This window comes from Rhodococcus sp. NFXS4, assembly GCF_058139645.1.
Genome location: NZ_CP192221.1, coordinates 2,396,918 through 2,418,491, shown reverse-complemented (window position 1 = coordinate 2,418,491; position 21,574 = coordinate 2,396,918). Strand labels below are relative to the sequence as shown.

20 protein-coding genes are annotated in these 21,574 nt (G+C 69.8%); 8 read left to right on the top strand and 12 right to left on the bottom strand.

The features are described from left to right. Positions 1-8: 8 nt before the first annotated feature. Complete coding sequence (locus J4E04_RS11330; protein WP_490148634.1) at positions 9-1,214, bottom strand: sensor histidine kinase; 1,206 nt, start codon at positions 1,212-1,214, stop codon at positions 9-11. A gap of 43 nt (positions 1,215-1,257) precedes the next feature. Here J4E04_RS11330 and J4E04_RS11325 point away from each other — a divergent pair, with 43 nt between their 5' ends. The 3 genes from J4E04_RS11325 to J4E04_RS11315 are packed head-to-tail and all read left to right on the top strand — an operon-like array spanning position 1,258 to position 4,953. Next, positions 1,258-2,025: a TSUP family transporter gene (locus J4E04_RS11325; protein WP_056445145.1), complete on the top strand. Its 768-nt coding sequence runs from the start codon at positions 1,258-1,260 to the stop codon at positions 2,023-2,025. A 10-nt stretch (positions 2,026-2,035) separates the two neighbouring features. Then, positions 2,036-3,562: a TldD/PmbA family protein gene (locus J4E04_RS11320; protein ID WP_490148633.1), complete on the top strand. Its 1,527-nt coding sequence runs from the start codon at positions 2,036-2,038 to the stop codon at positions 3,560-3,562. Further along, on the top strand, positions 3,559-4,953 hold the full coding sequence (locus J4E04_RS11315; protein WP_490148632.1) for a metallopeptidase TldD-related protein: 1,395 nt from the start codon (positions 3,559-3,561) through the stop codon (positions 4,951-4,953). The genes J4E04_RS11320 and J4E04_RS11315 overlap by 4 nt, the downstream gene beginning before the upstream one ends. Before the next feature lie 8 nt (positions 4,954-4,961). On the opposite strand, the gene J4E04_RS11310 is transcribed toward J4E04_RS11315, so the two are convergent. The 3 genes from J4E04_RS11310 to cobN all read right to left on the bottom strand — a co-directional run bounded on the left by J4E04_RS11310 (position 4,962) and on the right by cobN (position 10,485). After that, complete coding sequence (locus tag J4E04_RS11310) at positions 4,962-6,335, bottom strand: HNH endonuclease signature motif containing protein (protein ID WP_490148631.1); 1,374 nt, start codon at positions 6,333-6,335, stop codon at positions 4,962-4,964. Positions 6,336-6,449: 114 nt separating this feature from the next. Continuing rightward, positions 6,450-6,830: a PPOX class F420-dependent oxidoreductase gene (locus J4E04_RS11305; RefSeq protein ID WP_222631154.1), complete on the bottom strand. Its 381-nt coding sequence runs from the start codon at positions 6,828-6,830 to the stop codon at positions 6,450-6,452. Between the two features lie 19 nt (positions 6,831-6,849). Then, positions 6,850-10,485: a cobaltochelatase subunit CobN gene (gene cobN, locus J4E04_RS11300; RefSeq protein ID WP_490148630.1), complete on the bottom strand. Its 3,636-nt coding sequence runs from the start codon at positions 10,483-10,485 to the stop codon at positions 6,850-6,852. A 162-nt stretch (positions 10,486-10,647) separates the two neighbouring features. On the opposite strand from cobN, the gene cobG reads away from it, so the two are divergent. Further along, entirely contained in the window at positions 10,648-11,781 is a 1,134-nt protein-coding gene (gene cobG / locus J4E04_RS11295) for a precorrin-3B synthase (RefSeq protein ID WP_490148629.1), read from the top strand. Positions 11,782-11,796: 15 nt separating this feature from the next. Here the strand turns inward: cobG and J4E04_RS11290 are convergent, their stop codons facing one another. Next, complete coding sequence (locus tag J4E04_RS11290; RefSeq protein ID WP_307093034.1) at positions 11,797-11,925, bottom strand: hypothetical protein; 129 nt, start codon at positions 11,923-11,925, stop codon at positions 11,797-11,799. 183 nt (positions 11,926-12,108) lie between these two features. On the opposite strand from J4E04_RS11290, the gene J4E04_RS11285 reads away from it, so the two are divergent. Both J4E04_RS11285 and cobJ read left to right on the top strand, forming a co-directional pair. Then, positions 12,109-12,735, top strand: coding sequence for a precorrin-8X methylmutase (locus J4E04_RS11285; protein WP_027505377.1), 627 nt, complete (start codon positions 12,109-12,111; stop codon positions 12,733-12,735). After that, positions 12,732-14,258, top strand: a complete 1,527-nt coding sequence (cobJ, locus tag J4E04_RS11280) for a precorrin-3B C(17)-methyltransferase (RefSeq protein WP_490148628.1) — start codon at positions 12,732-12,734, stop codon at positions 14,256-14,258. The genes J4E04_RS11285 and cobJ overlap by 4 nt, the downstream gene beginning before the upstream one ends. Here cobJ and J4E04_RS11275 read toward each other — a convergent pair. Genes J4E04_RS11275 through dprE2 form a run of 4 tightly spaced genes read right to left on the bottom strand, consistent with a single transcriptional unit; the run spans position 14,187 to position 17,739 of the window. Then, the gene (locus J4E04_RS11275) at positions 14,187-14,984 is read right to left on the bottom strand and encodes a cobalt-precorrin-6A reductase (protein WP_222631146.1); all 798 of its coding nucleotides are present in this window, start codon (positions 14,982-14,984) and stop codon (positions 14,187-14,189) included. The genes cobJ and J4E04_RS11275 overlap by 72 nt on opposite strands. Positions 14,985-15,011: 27 nt before the next feature. Beyond that, positions 15,012-15,761: a precorrin-4 C(11)-methyltransferase gene (cobM, locus tag J4E04_RS11270; RefSeq protein WP_222648939.1), complete on the bottom strand. Its 750-nt coding sequence runs from the start codon at positions 15,759-15,761 to the stop codon at positions 15,012-15,014. Beyond that, entirely contained in the window at positions 15,758-16,960 is a 1,203-nt protein-coding gene (cbiE, locus tag J4E04_RS11265; RefSeq protein ID WP_490148627.1) for a precorrin-6y C5,15-methyltransferase (decarboxylating) subunit CbiE, read from the bottom strand. Before cbiE ends, cobM begins: the two co-directional genes overlap by 4 nt. Next, positions 16,957-17,739 carry a decaprenylphospho-beta-D-erythro-pentofuranosid-2-ulose 2-reductase gene (gene dprE2, locus J4E04_RS11260; RefSeq protein ID WP_307108879.1) on the bottom strand — a complete coding sequence of 261 codons (783 nt, stop codon included), beginning with the start codon at positions 17,737-17,739 and terminating at the stop codon, positions 16,957-16,959. The genes cbiE and dprE2 overlap by 4 nt, the downstream gene beginning before the upstream one ends. A gap of 32 nt (positions 17,740-17,771) precedes the next feature. Between dprE2 and J4E04_RS11255 the strand changes: the two genes are divergently transcribed. Beyond that, positions 17,772-18,173 (top strand): PPOX class F420-dependent oxidoreductase, encoded by a 402-nt coding sequence (locus J4E04_RS11255; protein ID WP_056444561.1) that lies wholly within the window; start codon positions 17,772-17,774, stop codon positions 18,171-18,173. Here the strand turns inward: J4E04_RS11255 and J4E04_RS11250 are convergent. Further along, the gene (locus J4E04_RS11250) at positions 18,136-18,726 is read right to left on the bottom strand and encodes a TetR/AcrR family transcriptional regulator (RefSeq protein ID WP_027505372.1); all 591 of its coding nucleotides are present in this window, start codon (positions 18,724-18,726) and stop codon (positions 18,136-18,138) included. The genes J4E04_RS11255 and J4E04_RS11250 overlap by 38 nt on opposite strands. 100 nt (positions 18,727-18,826) lie before the next feature. Here J4E04_RS11250 and J4E04_RS11245 point away from each other — a divergent pair, with 100 nt between their 5' ends. Further along, on the top strand, positions 18,827-19,666 hold the full coding sequence (locus J4E04_RS11245; RefSeq protein ID WP_490148626.1) for an alpha/beta fold hydrolase: 840 nt from the start codon (positions 18,827-18,829) through the stop codon (positions 19,664-19,666). Between the two features lie 2 nt (positions 19,667-19,668). Here the strand turns inward: J4E04_RS11245 and J4E04_RS11240 are convergent, their stop codons facing one another. Beyond that, a complete protein-coding gene (locus tag J4E04_RS11240; RefSeq protein WP_328809813.1) occupies positions 19,669-20,427 on the bottom strand; it encodes a maleylpyruvate isomerase family mycothiol-dependent enzyme in 759 nt (252 codons plus the stop codon). Further along, entirely contained in the window at positions 20,424-21,548 is a 1,125-nt protein-coding gene (locus tag J4E04_RS11235; protein WP_027505369.1) for a M24 family metallopeptidase, read from the bottom strand. The genes J4E04_RS11240 and J4E04_RS11235 overlap by 4 nt, the downstream gene beginning before the upstream one ends. Between the last annotated feature and the right edge of the window lie 26 nt (positions 21,549-21,574).

The following is a 21,574-nucleotide window of genomic DNA, read 5'->3' as shown; positions in this document are numbered from 1 at the left end:
GAGACAACCTAGCGGTCCGGGTGGTCCTGGTCGACGCCCAGCGCGGCCTTCAGTTCGAGGGGCAGCGTCGCGGCCACGCGCCACCGGCCGTCCGGCAGCGGACCGGCGCGGAGCTCTCCGCCCAGCACGGCGACACGTTCGCGCATGCCGATGACGCCGAAGCCGCTGGTGGTGGGTGCGGCGTGGATGTCGACGGCCGGGCCGGTGTCGTCCGAGGAATTGATCACCGACACCGTCACCGCGGACGGTTCGCGGCGCACGGCCACCACGGCTCGGGGCCGCTCACCGCCGTGGCGCAGCACGTTGGTGAGCGATTCCTGCACCAGCCGGTGCACCCCGAGCGACACCGCCGGCGGTAGGTCGTCGAGTTCGCCCGTCTGCTCGATGGACACCCGCAGCCCGGCGGCGCGCATCAACTCCACGATCTTGGCGAGGGCCGCGGTGCCGTACTCGGGGTGGGACTCGGACGACTCGTCGGTCCGCAACAGCGACACCGTGCGTCGGAGTTCGGCGAGTGCGGTGCGGCCGGTCGCGGAGATGTTCGCGAGTGCCGCCGCGGCCCGCTCCGGGTCCGACCGCAGCGCGTAGGACGCCCCGTCCGCCTGCACGATCATGACGCTCACCGCGTGGGCCACCACGTCGTGCAGTTCGCGGGCGATGCGGGTGCGCTCGGCGGACACCGCCTCGACGGCGCGTCGGTCACGATCGGATTCGGCGACGGCGAGCCGTGCGCTGACCTCGGCGACGTAGGCCCGGCGAGTCCCGAGGAACTCCGCCGTGATGTAGGCCAGGGCGTAAAGGAGGACGAAGAAGATGCTGGAGGTCCAGTCGGACCCGAGCACGAGTCGCACGACGACGATGTCGGCCGCGAGGCCCAGCGCGAAGAGGAGGGTCGTGCGCCGGTCGGTGTACACGGCCAGCGTGTAGAGCATCACCACGAAGCCGAGCTGCCCGGGCGGCAGCGTGCGCGGTTCCTCCGATGCCCACACCATCAGAGTCGCGACCTGGCCGAGTGCGAGCGCCGTCCAGGCGGCGGCCACCGGGTAGCGGCGGCGCCAGGCGATCGGCGTGGACACGGCGACCGCCATCGCCACGTAGACGAGGGGCTGCTCCACGGCACCGACGGCCGTGAGCTCGATGAGGAAGAGTGACACCGCCAGCGCACAGTCGACCGCGAACGGACGGTGGCGGAGCCATTCGCTGAATCGGCGCATCGTGGTCGAAGCGTAGCGCGGGAGCTGTGATCGAATGTCCGCCATGGGTGCTGGTGACTGGTCGGTGTTGCTGGCTGCCGCGCTGGCGGCGGGTTGGGTGGACGCCGTGGTCGGTGGCGGCGGGCTCATCCTGCTGCCCGCACTCCTGTTGGTCACGCCGGCGGCCACGACCCAGCAGACCGTGCTGGCCACCAACAAGCTGGCCTCCGTCGCCGGCACCACCGCCGCGGTGCTGACCTTCTCCCGCAAGGTCCCGATGAACTGGCGGCTCCTCGCACCCGCCGGAGTGGTGGCCGCGGTCGGCGCGGCGTTCGGCGCCGCCACCGTCAGCCTCATCGACAAGGACCTCTTCATCCCCATCGTGCTGGTGGTGCTGGTCGGCGTCGCGGTGCTGGTGACGCTGCGCCCCACCGTCGGCGTCGTGGTGGGTGATCCGCCGACGCGCCGCCGCATCACCATCGTGGTGGTGGTGGCCGCCGTCGCCATCGGGTTCTACGACGGCATCCTCGGTCCGGGCACCGGCACCTTCCTCATCATCACGTTCGCCACCCTGCTCGGCACCGAGTTCGTGCGCAGCGCGGCGATGGCGAAGGTGCTGAATCTGGGATCCAACATCGGCGCCCTCCTGTACTTCTCGGCGACCGACGACGTCCTGTGGTTGCTCGGCCTCGCCATGGCCGTCGCGAACGTCGCGGGCTCGCTGGTCGGCTCACGCATGGCGATCTCGCGGGGCGCCGGGTTCGTGCGCATCGTGTTGCTGGTGGTGGTGTTCGCGCTCGTCATCCGACTCGGGTGGCAACAGTTCGGCTAGCGTCACCGATGTGAGAGACGTCGACAGCGATTTCGTCGCCCTGCCACTGCACGCGCTCGCGGACGTGGCGCTGACAGCGGCACGTGCGTCCGGTGCCACGCATGCGGATCTGCGGGTGCATCGCTTGCGGACGCAGTCGCTCGCTCTCCGCGACGGCGAGGTGCAGTCGAGTGTCGAGGCGACGACGCTCGGCCTCGCGGTCCGGGTGATCGTCGACGGCACCTGGGGCTTCGCGTCCGGCGCGGTGCTGTCGGTGGACGAGGCCGTCTCCGTCACCTCGCGCGCCGTGCTCGTCGCGCAGGCGTTGCGCGACCTGAACCGGGATCCCGTCGTGCTCGCCTCCGAGCCGGTGTACGAGAACGTGTCGTGGGTGTCGGACTACGAGATCGATCCCTTCGACGTCCCCACCACCGACAAGGTCGATCTGCTGGGCGAGTACTCCGGCCGTCTGCTGGCCTCGGACGGCGTCGACCACGTGAGTGCCTCCGTGCTGCAGGTCAAGGAGCAGTCGTTCTACGCCGACCTCGCCGGGTCGCGCATCACGCAGCAACGGGTGCGACTCCACCCGCAGATCGACGCCGTGTCGGTCGATTCCGCGTCGGGTGGCTTCGATTCGATGCGCACCCTCGCTCCCCCGACGGGACGCGGTTGGGAGTACCTGACCTCCGACGGGACCGGCGCCGACGGACTGTGGGACTGGGACGACGAACTCTCGCGCATCCCCGACTGGCTCGCCGAGAAGACGAAGGCCCCCGGCGTGGAGCCGGGTCTCACCGATCTGGTGATCGACCCGACCAACCTGTGGCTCACCATCCACGAGTCCATCGGCCACGCCACGGAATACGACCGAGCCATCGGCTACGAGGCCGCCTACGCCGGAACGTCCTTCGCGACGCCCGACCAGCTCGGCACGCTGCGCTACGGCAGTGAGTCGATGCACGTGACCGCCGACCGCACCGAACGCCACGGGTTGTCCAGCATCGGGTGGGACGACGACGGCGTGGCCTCGCAGTCGTGGGATCTGGTGCGCGACGGGGTTCTCGTCGGCTACCAGCTCGACAGGGTGTTCGCACCCCGCCTCGGGCTCGAGCGGTCGAACGGGTGCTCGTACGCGGACTCGCCCCACCACGTCCCGATCCAGCGGATGGCCAACGTCTCGCTGCAACCGGACCCGCACGTCGATCGCAGCGTGGACGATCTCATCGCCGACGTCGAGCACGGCGTCTATGTGGTGGGCGACAAGTCGTGGTCGATCGACATGCAGCGCTACAACTTCCAGTTCACCGGCCAGCGCTTCTTCCGCATCGAGAACGGGGCTCTCGCGGGCCAGGTCCGGGACCTGGCGTACCAGGCGACGACCACCGATTTCTGGGGCTCGATGGAGGCGGTGGGCGGACCGTCCACGTGGCGTCTGGGCGGCGCGTTCAACTGCGGCAAGGCGCAGCCCGGTCAGGTGGCGGCAGTGTCGCACGGCTGCCCCGCTGCTCTCTTCCGTTCGGTCAACGTCCTCAATACACGAACGGAGGCGGGTCAGTGAGCGTCAGCACTCCCCTCGGCGGCCACGATCTGGTGGAGCGTGCGCTGTCGTACGCCACCGTCTCGGACACCGTCGTGATCGTCGCCGACATCTCGGAGGCATCCCTGCGGTGGGCCGGGAACTCGATGACCACCAACGGCGTGGGTGACTCGAGGTCCTGGACCGTCGTCTCGATCGTGCGGGACGGCACGGCGGCGCGGGTGGGAACGGTCTCGTCCACGAGCATGGATCCGGATGATGTCGCCGGCGTCGTGGCAGCCGCCGAGGACGCCGCTCGTGCGGCTCAGCCCGCCACCGATGCGATGCCCCTCGTCGAGGGCGCCCCGACGCCGGACTCCGGCTGGGGCGACGTCCCGCTCCGCACGGGGATCGACGTGTTCGACTCCGTGGTACCGGGCCTGGCGCGGGGATTCGACGGAGCCGATGCGTTGTACGGCTTCGCGCATCACACGGTCCGCACCGTGTGGCTGGGCACGTCCACCGGGGTACGGCGGCGCGTCGTCGAACCTGTCGGATCGCTCGAGATCAACGGTAAGAGGGGTGGTCTCTCGGGCGGTGCCAGTGCCTGGGTGGGCACCGGTACCCGAGACTTCCGCGACATCGATCTGGATGCGTCCCTGGCCGAACTGACGCGCCGGCTCGACTGGTCCGCCCGGACCGTCGACCTTCCCGCGGGACGCTACGAGACGATCCTCTCACCGTCCGCGGTCGCCGATCTGATGATCGATCTGCTGTGGTCGATGGACGGCCGGGGCGCGCAGGAGGGCCGCACCGCCCTGTCCGCTCCCGGCGGTGGCACCCGCGTCGGTGAGGTGCTCGGACACCTCGGTCTCACGCTGTACTCCGACCCGTCCGAGAACGGCCTCGAGTACGCCCCGTTCGTGGTCACCGGATCCTCGAGCGACGCGGTGTCGGTGTTCGACAACGGAATGGACGCAGGCCGCACCGACTGGATCCGCGACGGTGCAATCACCTCCCTTGCCTACCCACGTTCCGCCGCAGCAGAATTCGGGGCAACACCCACTGTGCCCGGTGACAACCTCGTCATGGTGGGCGGCGCCGGCGGTTCCGTCGACGACCTCGTCGCGCGCACCGAACGCGGACTCTTGTTGACGACACTCTGGTACATCCGCGAGGTGGACCCGACGACCATGCTCCTCACCGGGTTGACGCGGGACGGCGTCTACCTGGTGGAGGACGGCCGAGTGACTGCTGCCGTGAACAACTTCCGGTTCAACGAGAGCCCGCTCGACATCCTGCGCCGCGCGACAGAGGCGGGTACGACCATTCCCACCCTGCCGCGTGAGTGGTCGGACTGGTTCACCCGCGCAGCGATGCCCCCGATGCGGATCCCCGACTTCCACATGTCGTCCATGAGCGCGGCCCAGTAGGAGGGGCCTCACTCGCCGGGTGCGGTGAAGTAGTCGGTGCCGTGCGAGTCGCGGACATGGACGATCCCGTCCCGGAGCATGCGGTGGTGCCACTGCCGCCGGGTCTTCAGACCGTGGTGCCGACGGCACAGCGGCGCGAGGTTGCCGGTGACGGTCCATCCGCCTCTCCGGGGGTCGGTGTGGTCGAACGGGACCACGTGGTCGAGGTCGCAGTCCTCGCTGGGCACAGCACATCCCGGGTGAACGCACGTCGAATACAGCGCTGTCACCAGCGACGCGATCGCCTCGGACGGCCGGTAGGTCAACGCCCCGGCCGGGGGTACGGCGAATCCCCCATGTCCGTCGGGGTCGGCGACGGCACGGTCCACCGCCGATGGTGCGAGCGCGCGAAGGTACTCGACCTGCTCCCTGGCTTTTCGGGCTGTCGTGCTGCCCAGTTTCCCCGTGGTCGGTGTCCACCCTGCGGGCATGCGGCGGGTGCGGCGGACTTCCCGCCCGGCGGCGGGCATCGGCGGGCCCGGTGGTTCGGAGTCGGTCGGCGGGTCGTGCTCCGGGCATCGGCACCTGCACCCCGCCCGCGGTTCCGCGACCTCCGCGGCGGTGATCATCGCCTGCCACGTCGCATCCCCGGCAATTCTCCGGGCTATATCAGCTGGTACCGGTCCCCAGCCGACGAGGTGGCCGGGTTCCCCCGCCAACCCTGCTGCGGTGGCAGCATCGAGGACGATCACGGCACGGGCCGGCGTACCCGACACGGCCCCGGTCAAGAGCGCGTGCGCGGCGTCGAACAACCGAGCCGGCAACGACGTCGGATCGGTCACCCCGCGTGCGGCGGCAGCGGCGATGTTCCGCCACAGTGCGGCGACTTTGTCGGCCGGACCACGGATCTTCAGCTCGGCCTGATCGCGCGGGAGCTTGCGCACCGTCGCCGACCGCTCCAATGCTGCCCGTTCACGGATGATGCGGTGCCAGTCAGCGTCGAAGTCGGCGAGGATCCGGTCGATCGCCGACGCGACCGCACCCGGCGTGCACCGGGCTGCGACAGCAATGACCCGCTGCAGTAATGCTTCGGTCGCATGATGGAACCCGGCCAGGGATCGGCAGACCGTGCGGAACGCCGCGTACGCCAACCGGCCCGCATCGAACGCTTCCTGCACCGCAGGACGGGCGGTGCGAATCAGAAACAGCCACTCCGTGACAGTGCGCGTCGAGACCGCCAACGCCGCCGCGACCTCCGCCACCGCACAGGTCTCAGCAGCTTCCGCGTCGAACACCCCACCCGGACCGAGCACCGACGGCCGACGCGACGACTCCTGCACGTACGCACACGACGCCGACACGGACCGGGCGAACGAGGCCTGAGCGTCAACCTTCGCCGACACCAACACATCCGTCGAAACCACTGTGTCGTACACGAATTCACCCCCCGGTGATGCCCCGATCAGACCGCCCCCCGACGACCTGAACAGACAGTAACCGACACCACCGACACGGAATCAGGCCGCGCGCAACGCCAACCCGACGGTGCTGCTCTTACCCTTGAAGAGCGAGCTCATCGTCACCACGATGCGGCCGGTGATGCCGTACTTCTCGATCACCACGTCGCGGGTACGCGCGGTGCCTGCGTCGTCCAGCACCTCGGCGACAGCGTCCATGGCCGGGCCCACGTTCTTTCCACTGCGATCGCAGGTCGCGACCGTGACGCGCGGCGTGTTGCGGATCCGCTTGACCTTCCACGACTCCCGTTGCGTCCACATGAGGAGCCGGTCCCCGTCGAGCGCCGCCCAGATGGGTGTCGGCTTGGGGGTGCCGTCCTTGGTGAATGTGGTCAGGAGGACGTACTTCGCGGTGCCGACGTCACCGAACGGGTTGCTCATACGAGACAGGATAGGCCGGTCAGTCGCCCTCGAGCTCGCCTTCGCTCTCGAGGTAGGCCGCACGGAGGTCCGCGAGCACTGTCGGGTCCGGTTCCGCCCACATGCCGCGTTCCACGGCCTCGAGCAGTCGCTCGGAGATTCCGTGCAGCGCCCAGGGATTGGACGTCGACATGAACTTCCGATTGGTCTCGTCGAGGACGTACTCCTGCGTGAGCTTCTCGTACATCCAGTCCTGCACGACTCCCGTGGTGGCGTCGTACCCGAACAGGTAGTCGACCGTCGCGGCCATCTCGAATGCGCCCTTGTACCCGTGCCGCCGCATCGCGTCCATCCAGCGCGGGTTGACGACGCGCGCACGGAACACGCGGGACGTCTCCTCGTGCAGCGTGCGGGTGCGCACCGATTCCGGGCGGGTGCTGTCGCCGATGTACGCCTCGGGAGACGTTCCGGTGAGCGCACGCACGGTCGCCACCATGCCGCCGTGGTACTGGAAGTAGTCGTCGGAGTCGGCGATGTCGTGCTCGCGGGTGTCGGTGTTCTTCGCCGCCACCGCGATGCGCCGGTAGGACGAACGCATGTCGTCCGCTGCCGGGACGCCGTTCAGTCCGCGGCCGTACGCGAAGCCGCCCCACGTCGTGTAGACCTGCGCCAGATCCTCGTCACTGCGCCAGCTCTTGCTGTCGATCAACTGCAGCAGTCCGGCGCCGTACGTGCCGGGCTTGGATCCGAAGATGCGGGTGGTGGCTCGGCGGTCGTCGCCGTGCTCCGCGAGATCGGCCTGTGCGTGCGCACGCACATAGTTCTGCTCGTCGGTCTCGTCCAGGCCCGCGACCATGCGGACGGCGTCGTCCATCATCGCGAGCACGTGCGGGAACGCGTCGCGGAAGAAGCCGGAGATGCGGACCGTCACGTCGATACGCGGCCGTTTCAGCTCGTCCAGAGCGATCGGTTCGAGGTGCGTGACGCGGCGCGACGCCTCGTCCCACACGGGCAGCACGCCGAGCAGTGCGAACACCTCGGCCACGTCGTCACCCGAGGTACGCATGGCGCTGGTCCCCCACACCGACAACCCGACAGAGCGCGGGTACTCGCCGTGATCCTGCAGGTAGCGGGCCACGAGCGACTCGGCCATCGCCTGGCCGGTCTCCCACGCGAGCCGCGACGGCACCGCCTTGGGATCGACCGAGTAGAAGTTGCGGCCGGTCGGCAGCACATTGATGAGTCCACGCAGCGGCGACCCGCTGGGACCGGCCGGGATGAATCCGCCGTTCAGCGCATGCAGCACACGGTCGATCTCCTGGTCGGTCCCGCGCAGACGGGGAACCACCTCGGTGGCCGCGAAGCGGAGGATCTCGGCGACCGTGTCGGGCAGTCCCGCGGCGATGCCGTCGACGGCGTCCACCGACCAGTCGGCGCGGTGCAGTGCCGCAACGAGACCACGCGCCTGCTCCTCGACGGCATCGACCGACGTACGGGCCTCGTCGCCGTCCTCGCTGAGACCCAACGCTTCTCGCAGACCCGGAACGGTGCGCTCCCCGCCCCACATCTGACGGGCCCGCAGCATGGCCAGCACGAGGTCGACCTCCGCCTCACCGCGCGGAGCCTGCCCGAGGACGTGGAGCCCGTCGCGGATCTGCACGTCCTTGATCTCGCACAGCCAGCCGTCGACGTGCAGCAGCATGTCGTCGAACACCTCTTCGTCGGGGCGTTCCTCCAGGCCGAGGTCCTTGTGCATCTGGGCCGCGGTCATGAGCGTCCAGATCTGCTGACGAATCGCCGGCAGTTTGGCCGGGTCCAGCGTCGAGATGTTCGAGTGCTCGTCGAGCAACTGCTCGAGGCGGGTGATGTCGCCGTAGCTCTCGGCGCGGGCCATCGGCGGGATGAGGTGGTCGACGAGAGTTGCGTGCGCGCGGCGCTTGGCCTGTGTCCCCTCGCCCGGGTCGTTGACCAGGAACGGGTAGATCAGTGGCAGATCGCCCAACGCGGCGTCGGTGCCGCACGAGGCGGACATGCCGAGAGTCTTGCCGGGCAACCACTCGAGGTTGCCGTGCTTGCCGAGGTGCACGACGGCGTCCGCGGCGAAACCGCCGTCCTCCTCCGGGGCCGCGAGCCAGCGGTAGGCGGCGAGGTAGTGGTGGCTGGGGGGAAGATCCGGATCGTGGTAGATCGCCACGGGGTTCTCGCCGAACCCGCGAGGCGGCTGCACCATGAGGACAACGTTGGAGAACCGCAGTGCGGCGATGACGATCTCGCCCTCCGGATCCGCCGAACGGTCGACGTACAGCTCGCCCGGTGCCTCGCCCCAGTGTTCGACGACGCCGGATCGCAGGTCCTCCGGCAGCGTGTCGAACCAGCGTCGGTAGCGCGCGGCCGAGATACGGATGGGGTTGCCCTCGAGCTGCTCGGCGGTGAGCCAGTCGGCGTCCTGCCCACCGGCGGCGATGAGCGCGTGGATGAGGGCGTCGCCGTCCTGCGCGGCGAGGCCGGGCACCGCGTCGTCACCGTCGACGGGTCCGATGTCGTAGCCCAACTCGCGCATCCGCGTCAGCAGACCGATCGCCGACGCCGGGGTGTCGAGTCCGACGGCGTTGCCGATGCGGGCGTGCTTGGTCGGGTACGCGGACAGCATCAGCGCAATGCGCTTGTCGGCTGCGGGAATTCGGCGCAGTCGAGCATGCCGGACCGCGATGCCGGCGACACGCGCACAGCGCTCGTGGTCGGGTACGTACGTGCTGAGGCCGTCGGCGTCGATCTCCTTGAACGAGAACGGCACCGTGATGATGCGACCGTCGAACTCGGGCACCGCGACCTGGGTCGCGACGTCCAGCGGGGACATGCCGTCGTCGTTCGCGTCCCACATCGCGCGGGAGCTGGTGAGGCACAGGCCCTGCAGGATCGGCACGTCGAGCGCGGCGAGCTCGGCGACGTCCCAGGCCTCGTCGTCGCCACCGGCGCCCACGTTGGCGGGACGGGTTCCGCCGGCCGCGAGCACGGTGACCACCATGGAGTCGGCTTCGCGCAACGCCTCGAGCAGTTCGGGTTCCGCGCTGCGCAGCGACGCACAGTAGATCGGGAGCGCGCGGGCGCCCTTCGCCTCGATGGCGTCGCACAGGGCATGGATGTAGTCGACGTTGCCCGCGAGGTGCTGGGCTCGGTAGTACAGGACGGCGATCGTGGGCTCTGCCCCCGTGCGCCTTTCGCGTACCTCTGGATGCGCAAAAGGCGCACGGGTGCGCAGCACACCCCAGGTGGGGAGATGGGCGGGCGGCTCGAATCCGTGACCGGTGAGCAGAACGGTGTCCGACAGGAACCACGACAGCTCGCGGAGGTTGTCCGCGCCGCCCTCGGCCAGGTACTGGTGCGCCTGCGCAGCGACATTCGCCGGCACTGTCGACAGTTCCATCAACTCGGCATCAGGAGCCTGCTCGCCGCCCAGCATGACCACCGGAACGGGGCCGCGGAGCACCGCGTCGATACCGCTCTCCCACATCCGGCGCCCGCCGAGAATGCGCACGACCACCAGGTCGACACCGTCCATGAGCGTCGGCAGATCGGCGTCGACGAGGATGCGGGACGGGTTGGCCCAGCGGTACTCGGCGCCGGAGGCACGTGCGCTCAGCAGGTCGGTGTCGGATGTCGAGAGCAGCAAGATCACGGTGGTGGAGCCTTCCCTGGGGTTTTCGCGCCCCGTCGGCGTCGGTGTGCACCCCAGGTCTGACTTCTCCGGAGACGCTGGAGTCACAGTGGCGCGACCGCGCCGGAGTCTCACCGGCTTCCGGGGTGCTTCGCGATGATCGTACGTCGTAGCCTGGACTGCATGAGTGATGCCGGGGACAGGAGCAGACGGGACGCCTGCCCCGGGGCGCTCCAACTGCACGAGGCGAAGGACGGCTTGCTGGCTCGGGTGCGTCTGCCCGGCGGCGCGCTCAGCGCCGAGCAGATGGGTGTGCTCGCGGCGGCGTCGACAGATTTGTCCGACGGTGAGTTGGTGCTCACTTCCCGGGGGAACGTCCAGCTCCGCGCGGTACGCGATCCCGACGACCTGGCCGACCGGCTCGCGGCCGCGGGACTTCTGCCGTCGGAGACCCACGAGCGGGTCCGCAACATCCTGGCGTCGCCACTCTCGGGTCGTCTCGGCGGAACGGTCGACGTCCGCGACCTGGTGTCCTCGCTGGACACCTCGCTCACGAGTGATCCTGAGCTGGCCGACCTGCCGGGTCGGGTGCTGTTCTCGGTCGACGACGGCCGCGGCGATGTGACGGGTTTCGGCGCCGACATCGGCGTCCACGCCGTCGACGAGGACGCCTTCGCCCTCATCCTCGCGGGCGCCGACAGCGGCGTCCGGGTCCCGCGGGCCGACGCGGTCGCGGTGATGCTCGACGCGGCACGCGGGTTCCGCCGCGAGCGGCAGGGGCACTGGCGCATCGCGGAGATGCCGAACGGCGTGGAGGCTGTGCTCGGTCACGTCGATCACGCTGTCGGCGACCACCCTCGGGTCGCCGTCGAGACGTCGGTGGAGCCGCCGATCGGATGGTTCGTGCAGGACGACGCCACCGTCGCGCTCGGTGCCGCACTCGCCCACGGCGTGCTGCCGGCCCGCACCGCCCTCTTCCTCGCGGCGGTCGAGAAGCCGATCCACGTCACGCCGTGGCGCGGCATCGTGCTCCTCGATCTCGACGAGGGCGTCGCCGAGCAGGTCGTGCGTGTGTTGGCCCCGATGGGCCTGATCTTCGACGCGGAGTCACCGTGGGTGCGGGCCAGCTCGTGCGTCGGATCTCCCGGCTGCGCGAAGTCGCACTCCGACGTGCGCGCCGATCTCGACGCCGCCGTGGAGCACGGCGAGGTGGGCGACGGCCGGGAGCACTGGGTCGGGTGTGAGCGCAGATGTGGCCGACCCCGCGGTGAGGTCACCGACGTGGTCGCGACCGAGAGCGGTTACCAGCGCTCCTGAGCCGCCTGCATCCGATCAGGAGCCCGGTGAGGTCACGATCAGGTAGTACAGCGTGGCACCGATAGCCAGTATCTGTTGGCCAGGGAAGGCGTAGTTGTCGACCAGCCAGTGGCCGGCGAGGTCGAACAGAGTGCTCGGAAACATGGTTCGGCTCCGTTCTCGTCGACGACCCCGCGGTCGTTCGTCTCGGCAACGTTACGGGCGTTGCAGCACGACCGGAACAGACCCATCGTTACGATTCGGTGTCGATCCGTGGTGCCTCTCCCCCGTGCCGCGGCGCCGGACCCTGGCCGACCACGGCGCGTCATCGCTCCCTATCGTGGAGCCATGCACGACTACATTCGCGACGGCGACGAGATCTACCGGCGCTCCTTCGCGACCATCCGAGCGGAAGCCGATCTGTCGGCGTTCTCCGACGATGTGGCCCAGGTCGTCGTGCGCATGATCCACGCGTGCGGAGAAGTGAATCTGGCGCAGTCCATCGCGTCGACGGCCGACGTCGTGGCGAAGGGCCGTGCTGCGCTGCGCGCGGGGGCTCCCATCCTCTGCGACGCCACCATGGTCGCGTCCGGCATCACCCGTCGACGGCTCCCGGCCGACAACGAGGTGATCTGCACCCTCAACGCACCGGACGTCCCGGAGATGGCGCGCGAGCGCGGCACCACCAGAACGGCCGCAGCGGTGGATCTGTGGGTCGACCACCTCGACGGCGCCGTCGTCGCGATCGGCAACGCACCCACCGCACTGTTCCGGCTCATGGAGTTGATCCAGCAGGGCGCTCCGCGCCCGTCCGCGATCCTGGGTGGGCCCGTGGGCTTCATCGGCGCCGCGGAGTCGAAGGACGATCTCGTCGCCTCCGGTCTCGGCCTCGACCACTTGCTCGTCCTCGGCCGCCGCGGTGGCAGCGCCATCGCCGCGGCCGCCGTCAATGCCATTGCGACGGAACGCGAATGAGCGGCAAGCTTTGGGGTGTAGGTATCGGCCCGGGTGATCCGGAGCTGGTGACGGTCAAAGCCGCGCGGGTCATCACCGCCGCCGACGTCGTCGCCTTCCACAGCGCCCGGCACGGCAAGAGCATCTCGCGCCGCACCGCGGAGCCGTACCTGCGCGAGGGGCAGATCGAGGAGCACCTGGTCTACCCGGTGACGACGGAAGGCACCGACCACCCCGGCGGGTACGACGGCGCGCTCGCGGACTTCTACGTCGAAGCGTCCGAACGTCTGGCGGCGCACCTCGAGGCCGGGCGCTCGGTCGCGCTGCTCGCCGCCGGCGACCCGATGTTCTACAGCTCGTATCAGCACATGCACGTTCGTCTCGCGCACCGCTTCGACACCGAGGTGATCCCCGGCGTCACGTCGGTCAGTGCGGCGTCCGCGGCGGTCGGGGAACCGCTCGTCCAGGGTGACGAGGTCCTGACCATCCTGCCGGGGACCCTGCCCCGCGCCGAGCTCACGCGGCGACTCGAGGACACCGACTCCGCCGCGATCCTCAAGCTGGGCCGCACGTATCCCGCTGTGCGCGAAGCCTTGCGCGACAGCGGCATGATCGACCGCGCCCGCTACGTCGAGCGCGCGAGCACCACCGGCGAACGCGTTCTCGCCGCCGACGACGCGACGGACGTTCCGTACTTCTCCATCGCCGTGGTCTCGAGCCCGTCCTACGTGGTCAGCGAACCCGCTGCGTCGGGCGAGGTGGTGGTCGTCGGACTGGGGCCGGGCTCGGCCGAGTGGACCACGCCGGAGGTGCGCGGCGAGCTGCTCCGCGCCACCGATCTCGTGGGCTACACCACCTACATCGACCGGGTGCCCGTTCGAGCCGGCCAGCGTCGACACGCGAGTGACAACCGAGTCGAATCGGAACGGGCCGAGATGGCACTCGATCTCGCGTCTCGCGGCGGTCGGGTCGTCGTCGTGTCCTCCGGCGATCCCGGCGTGTTCGCCATGGCCGCAGCGGTTCTCGAGGTGGCGGCGCAGGACCGATGGCGCCACGTTCCCGTGCGCGTCTGCCCCGGGGTCACGGCCGCCAACGCGGTCGCGAGCCGCGTCGGCGCTCCCCTGGGCCACGACTATGCCGTTCTGTCCCTGTCCGATCGCCTCAAGCCGTGGGACGTGGTCGAGCGCCGCATCCGCGCGATCGCGGCGGCCGACATGGCGTTCGCCGTCTACAACCCGGCCTCGCGCTCGCGGACCTGGCAGGTGGAGGCGCTGAAGACGCTCGTGCTCGAGCACCGTGGCCCGGACACTCCCGTCGTCGTGGGCCGCGACGTCTCGGGACCCGAGGAATCGGTGACCGTCGTCCGGCTCGGGGATCTCGACCCGGCCACGATCGACATGCGCTGTCTGCTCATCGTCGGAGCGTCCACCACGACGGTCGATCACACCGCGGACGGCCCGCGGGTATTCACGTCACGGCGTTACGACACCGTCGATCCCATCGCCCGCGTCGGGAGCGGCGCGGGGAGTGCGTCGCTTCAGTAACCAGGTCACGCACTTGTCGGCTGTCGGCACCACGGGAACGTCGTCCTGAACGGGCGGCCGTTCCACCATGACGACGGGGATGCCGCGCTCGCGGGCGGCCTGAAGCTTGGCCGACGTGAGCTTGCCGCCGCTGTTCTTGCTCACCACCACGTCGATGCGGTGCTCGTCCAACAGCTCGCGCTCGCCCTCGAGGTCGAACGGCCCGCGTGACTCCAGAATGCTCGAGTGCGCGGGGACCTCGCCCTCGGGCGGATCGATGCACCGCACGATGAAGTGCCGGTCGTCCAGGGACGCGAAGTGGTGCACGCCCTGTCGGCCGATGGTGAGCAGGACGCGGGCGAGAGCGGGTCGGTCGGCGAGTGCCTGCGCTGCCGCCGGCATCGACGGCACCGTGATCCAGTCGTCCTCGGCCAGCGGACTCCACGGCGCGCGACGCACCAGCACCAGCGGCACGTCGGCCGCCGTGCAGACCTCGACCGCGTGCGCCGTCATCGTCGCGGCGTAGGGATGCGTGGCGTCGACGACGTGCGTCACCTCGTGCTCCGTGATCCACTCGCGCAGACCGTCCACTCCACCGAAGCCGCCGATCCGCACCTCCCCCACCGGGAGCACGGGATCGGCCACTCGGCCGGCGAGCGAGGAGGTCACGGTGGTGCCGTGCAGTCCGTCCAGCTTGATCGCGAGCTGACGTGCTTCGGACGTGCCACCGAGAACCAGAACATGCATTGGGGCGACCTTACCGGCCCCGGACGGTCAGTGATCGAGCCGTCGCCGGGCCGCCGAGTACAGGAAGCTGTCCGGGAAGCCCTCGGCCGACAAGACGCGGCCCACGACCACGACCGCCGTCTTCACGATGCCCGCCGCCACCGTCGCGTCCGCGAGATCGGCCAGGGTGCCCCGCACGATCACCTCGTCCGCGCGGCTGGCGAAGGCCACCACCGCTGCGGGACAGTCGGATCCGTAGTGCGGCACGAGTTGCTCGGTGATGCTGTGGATCTGGCGCGCACCGAGATGAATGACCAGTGTCGCCCCGCTCCGTGCCAACGTGGGCAGATCCTCGCCGTCGGGCATGGCCGTCGACAACGTCGACACCCGCGTCAGCACCACGCTCTGCGAGATCCCGGGCACGGTGAGTTCGCGGCCCAGCGCGGCCGCAGCCGCGGCGAACGCCGGAACACCCGGCACGATCTCGTAGTCCACGCCCGCCGCGTCGAGCCGTCGCGCCTGCTCGGCGACGGCGCTGTACAGCGACGGATCGCCGGAGTGCACGCGGGCGACGTCGAGGCCGTCACCCCAGGCTGTGACGAGTTCGTCGACGATCGCGTCGAGCGTCATGCGAGCGGTGTTCACGACGCGGGCGTCTGCCGGGCACGTGTCGAGCAGTTCGCGTGGCACCAACGACCCGGCGTACAGGCAGACCGGGCTCGACGCGATGATGCGGGCTGCGCGGACGGTCACGAGATCGGCTGCACCGGGTCCCGCGCCGACGAATCTGACGGTCACGCTGTCTCCTTCTCGTTCTTCGCGACGCTCCACTGCGTCACCGGCATCTGCGGACGCCACCCGGTGAATCCGCCGAGCGGTTCGCCGCGATGCACCTGCAGTCGTCGCAGCAGACCACCGTGCCGCTGATACCACTGCAGGAGTAGCGATTCCGACTCGGCGGTGACGGCATTGGCCACCAGCCGCCCACCCTCGGGCAGGGCGTCCCAGCAGGCGTCCATGACTCCGGGTTGGGTCGCGCCGCCCCCGACGAACACGGCGTCGGGTTCGGGCGCACCGGACAAGGAATCGGGTGCCGCGCCGCGGACGACGAGCGACGGAACGCCCAGGGCGACAGCGTTGGTCCGGATGGTCGCGGATCTGGACTCGACGCGCTCGAACGCGATCGCGGAACATGCCGGATGCGTGCGCATCCATTCGATCGCGATGCTTCCCGACCCGCCGCCGACGTCCCACAGACGTTCACCCGGTGAGGGCGCGAGGGCGCTGAGAGTCAGCGCCCTGACCTCACGTTTGGTCAGCTGACCGTCGCCCACGTAGAGCGCGTCGTCGAGTCCGGGTGCGCGCGAGACGGTGTGGCCCCGCACCTCGAGCGCGACGACGTTCAGTGAGTCGACGTCGCGCGCGTGCAGCCAGTCGGTGACGGGCAGCGCACGCACCCGCTCGCGCGGTCCCCCGAGTTGCTCGAGCACGGACATGGCACTGGAGCCGAGGTCACGGCTCAGCAGCAGAGTCGCGAGTTCGGCTGCGGTGCTCTCGTTCTCGGCGAGCACGAGGACGCGGCGTCGGTGTGTCAGGGCGGGCAGTACGGTCTCGATCGGCCTGTTCACCAGGGACACCACCTCGACGTCGTGGAGCGCCCAGCCGAGACGGGCGCACGCGAGCGACGCCGACGACGGGTGCGGAAGGACGCGCACCGCATCAGCACCGAGGAGCCGCGTCAACGTCACGCCGATCCCGTGAAACATCGGGTCACCGCTCGCGAGCACGCATCGCCGCGTACCGGCATGCTCGTCCAGGAGACCGGTCAGGGCGGGCAGCATCGGGGTGGGCCACACGATTCGCCGAGCCGCGGTGCCCGGCACCGCGTCGAGTTGACGCTCGGAGCCGAACAGGACGTCCGCGGATTCGACGGCGTCACGGGAGGTCGGCGACAGCCCGGCCCACCCGTCGGCGCCCACGCCCACGACGTCGATCATCGCGGCATCCGGCGCCAGATCGGACGTGGGAGGACGCGCATCAGGGCGACGAGTAGGCGCAGACGGCCGGGCACCCACACGACGTCGGTCCGCGAGCTCAACGCGCGGACCACCGCGTCGGCCACCTGGCCGGGTGTGCTCGACATCGGTGCGGGAGACATCCCCTCGGTCATCCGGCCGATGACGAAACCCGGTCGGATCAGCAGCAACCGCACGCCGGTCCCGTGCAGCGCGTCGGCGAGACCGGACGCGAATCCGTCCAGTCCGGCCTTCGCCGACCCGTAGACGTAGTTCGCCCTGCGGACCCGAGCGCCGGCGACGGAAGAGAAGACGACGAGCCGGCCGGATCCCTGCTCGCGCAACGCCGTCGAGAGATGTGTCAGCATGCTGACCTGCGCCACGTAGTCCGTGTGGACGACGGCCACCGCGTGCGCCGCATCCGTCTCGGCGCGCGTCTGATCGCCGAGGATGCCGAAGGCCAGGACCGCCGTGTCGATCGGCCCGTGAGCCAGAACTGACGTCACGAGACCGTCGTGCGACGCCAGGTCGTCGGCGTCGAACTCGAGCGTCGTCACCCGACTCGCGCCGGCCGCGCGCACTCGATCCGACTCGGCGACCAGATCGTCGGACCGACGGGCGGCGAGGACGACGTGGCGGCCGCGCGCGAGGCGCTCCGCGATCTCGAGACCGATGTCGCTGCGACCACCGAGGAGCAGCAGGATGCCGGTGCTCGACTGGTCGGGTGTGGTCAGGTCACGGCCGGCCGGTGGGTGGGTCACGGCGTCCAGTGTCCTCGATTATCGTGGCGGTCATGCCCGCCACCCCCTCCTCGCTGAACGCCGACGCCGGAACCTTCCTCACCGAGCGTCATCTGGCAACGCTGGCCACGAAGCGTCAGGACGGCACACCGCACGTGGTGGCGGTGGGATTCACGTGGGATCCGGAGGCAGGTCTGGCGCGAGTGATCACGCGGGACGGATCGCAGAAGGTGCGCAACGCCGAGCGCGGCGGCTACGGCGCCGTGACTCAGGTCGACGGGGCGCGATGGCTGACCCTCGAGGGGCCGGCGCGCATCCTGCGCGAACCCGACGCCGTGCGTGATGCGGAGAACCGTTACGCCCAGCGCTACCGGACGCCGCGGGAGAACCCGGAGCGCGTGGTCATCGAGATCACCGTCACCCGGGTGATGGGCTCCCAGTCGTTGCGGGACTGAGCAATCGGGCGGCGGCCTCCCTGGCCGCCCGCGCGGTCTCGCTCGACCGCGTGATGGCCGCGGTGGTCTGAGCACCCTCGGCCAACAGCGCGATCTGCAGTCCCACGGTGGGCGACGCCCCGGCCGCGACGGCCAGCGTCGTGACATGGTCGATGAACGTCAGCTTGTGGGCGCGCGCGGCATCGGACACCGCGGGCATCGTGGCGCCGAGTTCCCCGAACGAGTTGATGAACGCGCACCCGCGGAAGTCGTCCTCGAGGAACCAGTCGTGCAGGAAGTCGAAGATAGACAACAGCTTGTCCCGCGGTGACTCGTGTGCGCTCTCGGCCTCGTCGATGCGGCTGTTCCACATCGTCGTCCGGCCGTCGAGCACCGCGGTGACGATCGCGGACTTGGACGGGAACTCCGCGTAGAGCCGTTTGAGCGGAACGCCCGCCTCGGTGCGCAGTTCGTCCATACCGACGGCCTGCACCCCCTTGGCATAGAACAGCGTGTCTGCCGCCGAGAGGATCCTGGCGCGATGATCGGTCTCCACGAACCCTCCTGTCGTCATGAGCACTTGCGGCGAGAACCAACGTTCTCTACTGTAGCCGACACGAGCGAGAACGCTCGTTCTCCACGAGAGACATTCCCGTCGAAAGGTCGCGCACGCCATGGGACACATCACTGTCGGACACGAGAACAGCACCCCGGTCGACGTCTACTACGACGATCACGGCAGTGGACAGCCCGTCGTCCTCATTCACGGATATCCGCTCGACGGACACTCGTGGGAGCGCCAGACCGCGGCTCTGCTCGACGCCGGCCACCGCGTCGTGACGTACGACCGTCGAGGCTTCGGACAGTCGAGCAAGCCCACGTCCGGGTACGACTACGACACCTTCGCCTCGGACCTGAACGAGGTGCTCGAAGCGCTGGATCTGCGCGACGTGATTCTCGTCGGATTCTCCATGGGTACCGGTGAACTGGCGCGGTATGCCTCGCGATACGGGACCGACCGTGTGGCGAAATTCGCCTTCCTCGCGTCGCTCGAGCCGTTCCTCCTGCAGACCGACGACAACCCGACGGGTGTGCCGCAGTCGGTGTTCGACAGCATCGAAGCCGCCGCACGCGGAGACCGCTTCGCCTGGTTCGACGCGTTCTACAAGGACTTCTACAACCTGGACGACACGCTCGGCACGCGCATCAGCGAGGCCGCCGTCCGCAACAGCTGGAATGTTGCGGCGGCGAGTGCGCCGATCGCCGCGTACGCGGTGGTTCCGACGTGGCTCACCGACTTCCGCGACGACGTCCGCACCGTTCGCGAGTCGGGCAAGCCCACGCTGATCCTGCACGGCACCGCGGACAACATCCTGCCGATCGATTCGACGGGTCGCCCGTTCCACGACGCCTTCCCCGAGGCCACCTACGTCGAGGTGGAGGGCGCGCCCCACGGTCTCCTGTGGACCCACTACCAGGAGGTCAACACGGCGCTGCTCGACTTCCTCGAGTGACGTCAGAAGCGGGACGCGTCGAGCAGTGACTCCGCGACCGAAGTGTCACCGAAGACGGTGAGCACGTCGAGTGGTCGACGACGGCAGAGCACCAGCAGCAGGTGCTCTGCCGTACCCCGCAGTGCCACATCGGCTTTCCCGTGCCCGCGCGCACTGGCGAGGCCGTCGGCCCCGAGCGTGAACGTCCACTCCAGGTCGTCCACGTCCGTTCCGTGCACGTGCACGGTGCGCCCGATCGACTCGGGCGTCAGGCGGTCGAGGAGCAGTCGGTGCGGATACTGCACCTCGGTCAGCTCGGCCACGGCGTCCGCGGCGGCGTCGGGATCGAGCGCCTCGGGCGCCACTCCCCCGGCGGCGCGGACGGCGTCGGCGGCGTCGATGCGGTGCACGGCGACCTCGTGTGCCTGCCGTCGGAGCCACCACGCGGCCGTGCGCGCGCCGACGAACGTCTCCACGACCGCCTCGGGATCCGTCGACTCGAACGTGGCGACCATCGCCTCCAGCGACGATCGGTACGCGGGGAGACTGTCCGGGCCCTTGGGTAACGATTCGACCTGCTGCTTCGCCACCGCGCCCGTGTCCGCACCCGGGCCCGCCAGGATCACCGCGTTCGCCCACCGGTGGACCTTGCCCGTGTGTCGGACCACGTGCTCGAGCGTCCATCCCGGCACGGTGGGTACCGGCGCCGTCAGCGCCTCGACAGGCATCGACGCGAGGCGGTCGCCCTCGCGTCGCAGTGTGGCGAGGAGGTCGAGGCTCATCGCACCGGAAGCACGGTCAGGCCATGCGGCCGCGTGTTGACCGACTCGCAGCCCTCCGGAGTCACGATGACGATGTCCTCGATGCGGGCGCCCCACTCGCCGGTGAAGTACACCCCCGGCTCGATGCTGAACGCCATCCCCACCTCGAGCGGAATGTCGTTGCCCGCCACGATGTACGGCTCCTCGTGCACCGAGAGGCCGATGCCGTGCCCGGTGCGGTGCACGAAGACGTCGCCGTAGCCGGCGTCGACCAGGATGTCGCGTGCGGCGGCGTCGATCGACTCCGCGGTGACTCCGGGACGGACTGCATCGACGGCTGCCTGCTGCGCGCGCTCGAGGACCGCCACGGTCGCAGCGACCGAGTCCGACGGCTCGCCGATGCTGTAGGTCCGGGTGGAGTCCGAGTTGTAGCCCGGCTCGACGGGGCCACCGATGTCGATGACGACGACGTCGCCCTCCTCGATGACGCGCTCGGACACTTCGTGGTGCGGGTCGGCGCCGTGCGGGCCCGAGCCGACGATGACGAACGCCGCCTCGGTGTGTCCCTCCTCGAGGATCGCGGCCGAGATGTCGGCAGCGACCTGCGCTTCGGTGCGCCCGGCCGCAAGGAACTCGCCCATGCGCGCGTGGACGCGGTCGATGGCGGCGCCCGCCGTGCGCAACGCGCCGATCTCCGCGTCGTCCTTGGTCATCCGGAGCTCGCGCAGGACCGCCGTCGCCAGTACGGGCATCGCGCCGAGCGCCTCGGTCAGCGGAACGAGATGCAGGGCGGGCATGGCGTCGGTGACAGCGGTCCGGGCCGGGCCGGGAAGCAGCGCCGCGACTGCCTGATGCGGATTCACGCCGTCGACCCAGTCCCGCAGCTCGATTCCCAGGTCGGCCGCGGCCGAGTCCTTCAACGCCGCCAGTTCGATGCGAGGCACCACCACCGACGCGGGCGTGCCGTCCGCCGGGACGACGAGGCAGGTCAGACGCTCGAACGACTCGGCGCGCGAGCCGAGCAGATAGCGCAGGTCGGGTCCGGGCGTGATCAGCAGCGCGTCGAGACCGGCCTCGGCAGCGAGAGCCGCCGCTCGGTCGAGGCGGGTGCGATACACGGAGGAGGGAAACCGAGACGTCATGACGCCAGGCTATCGACTCCAGTGCC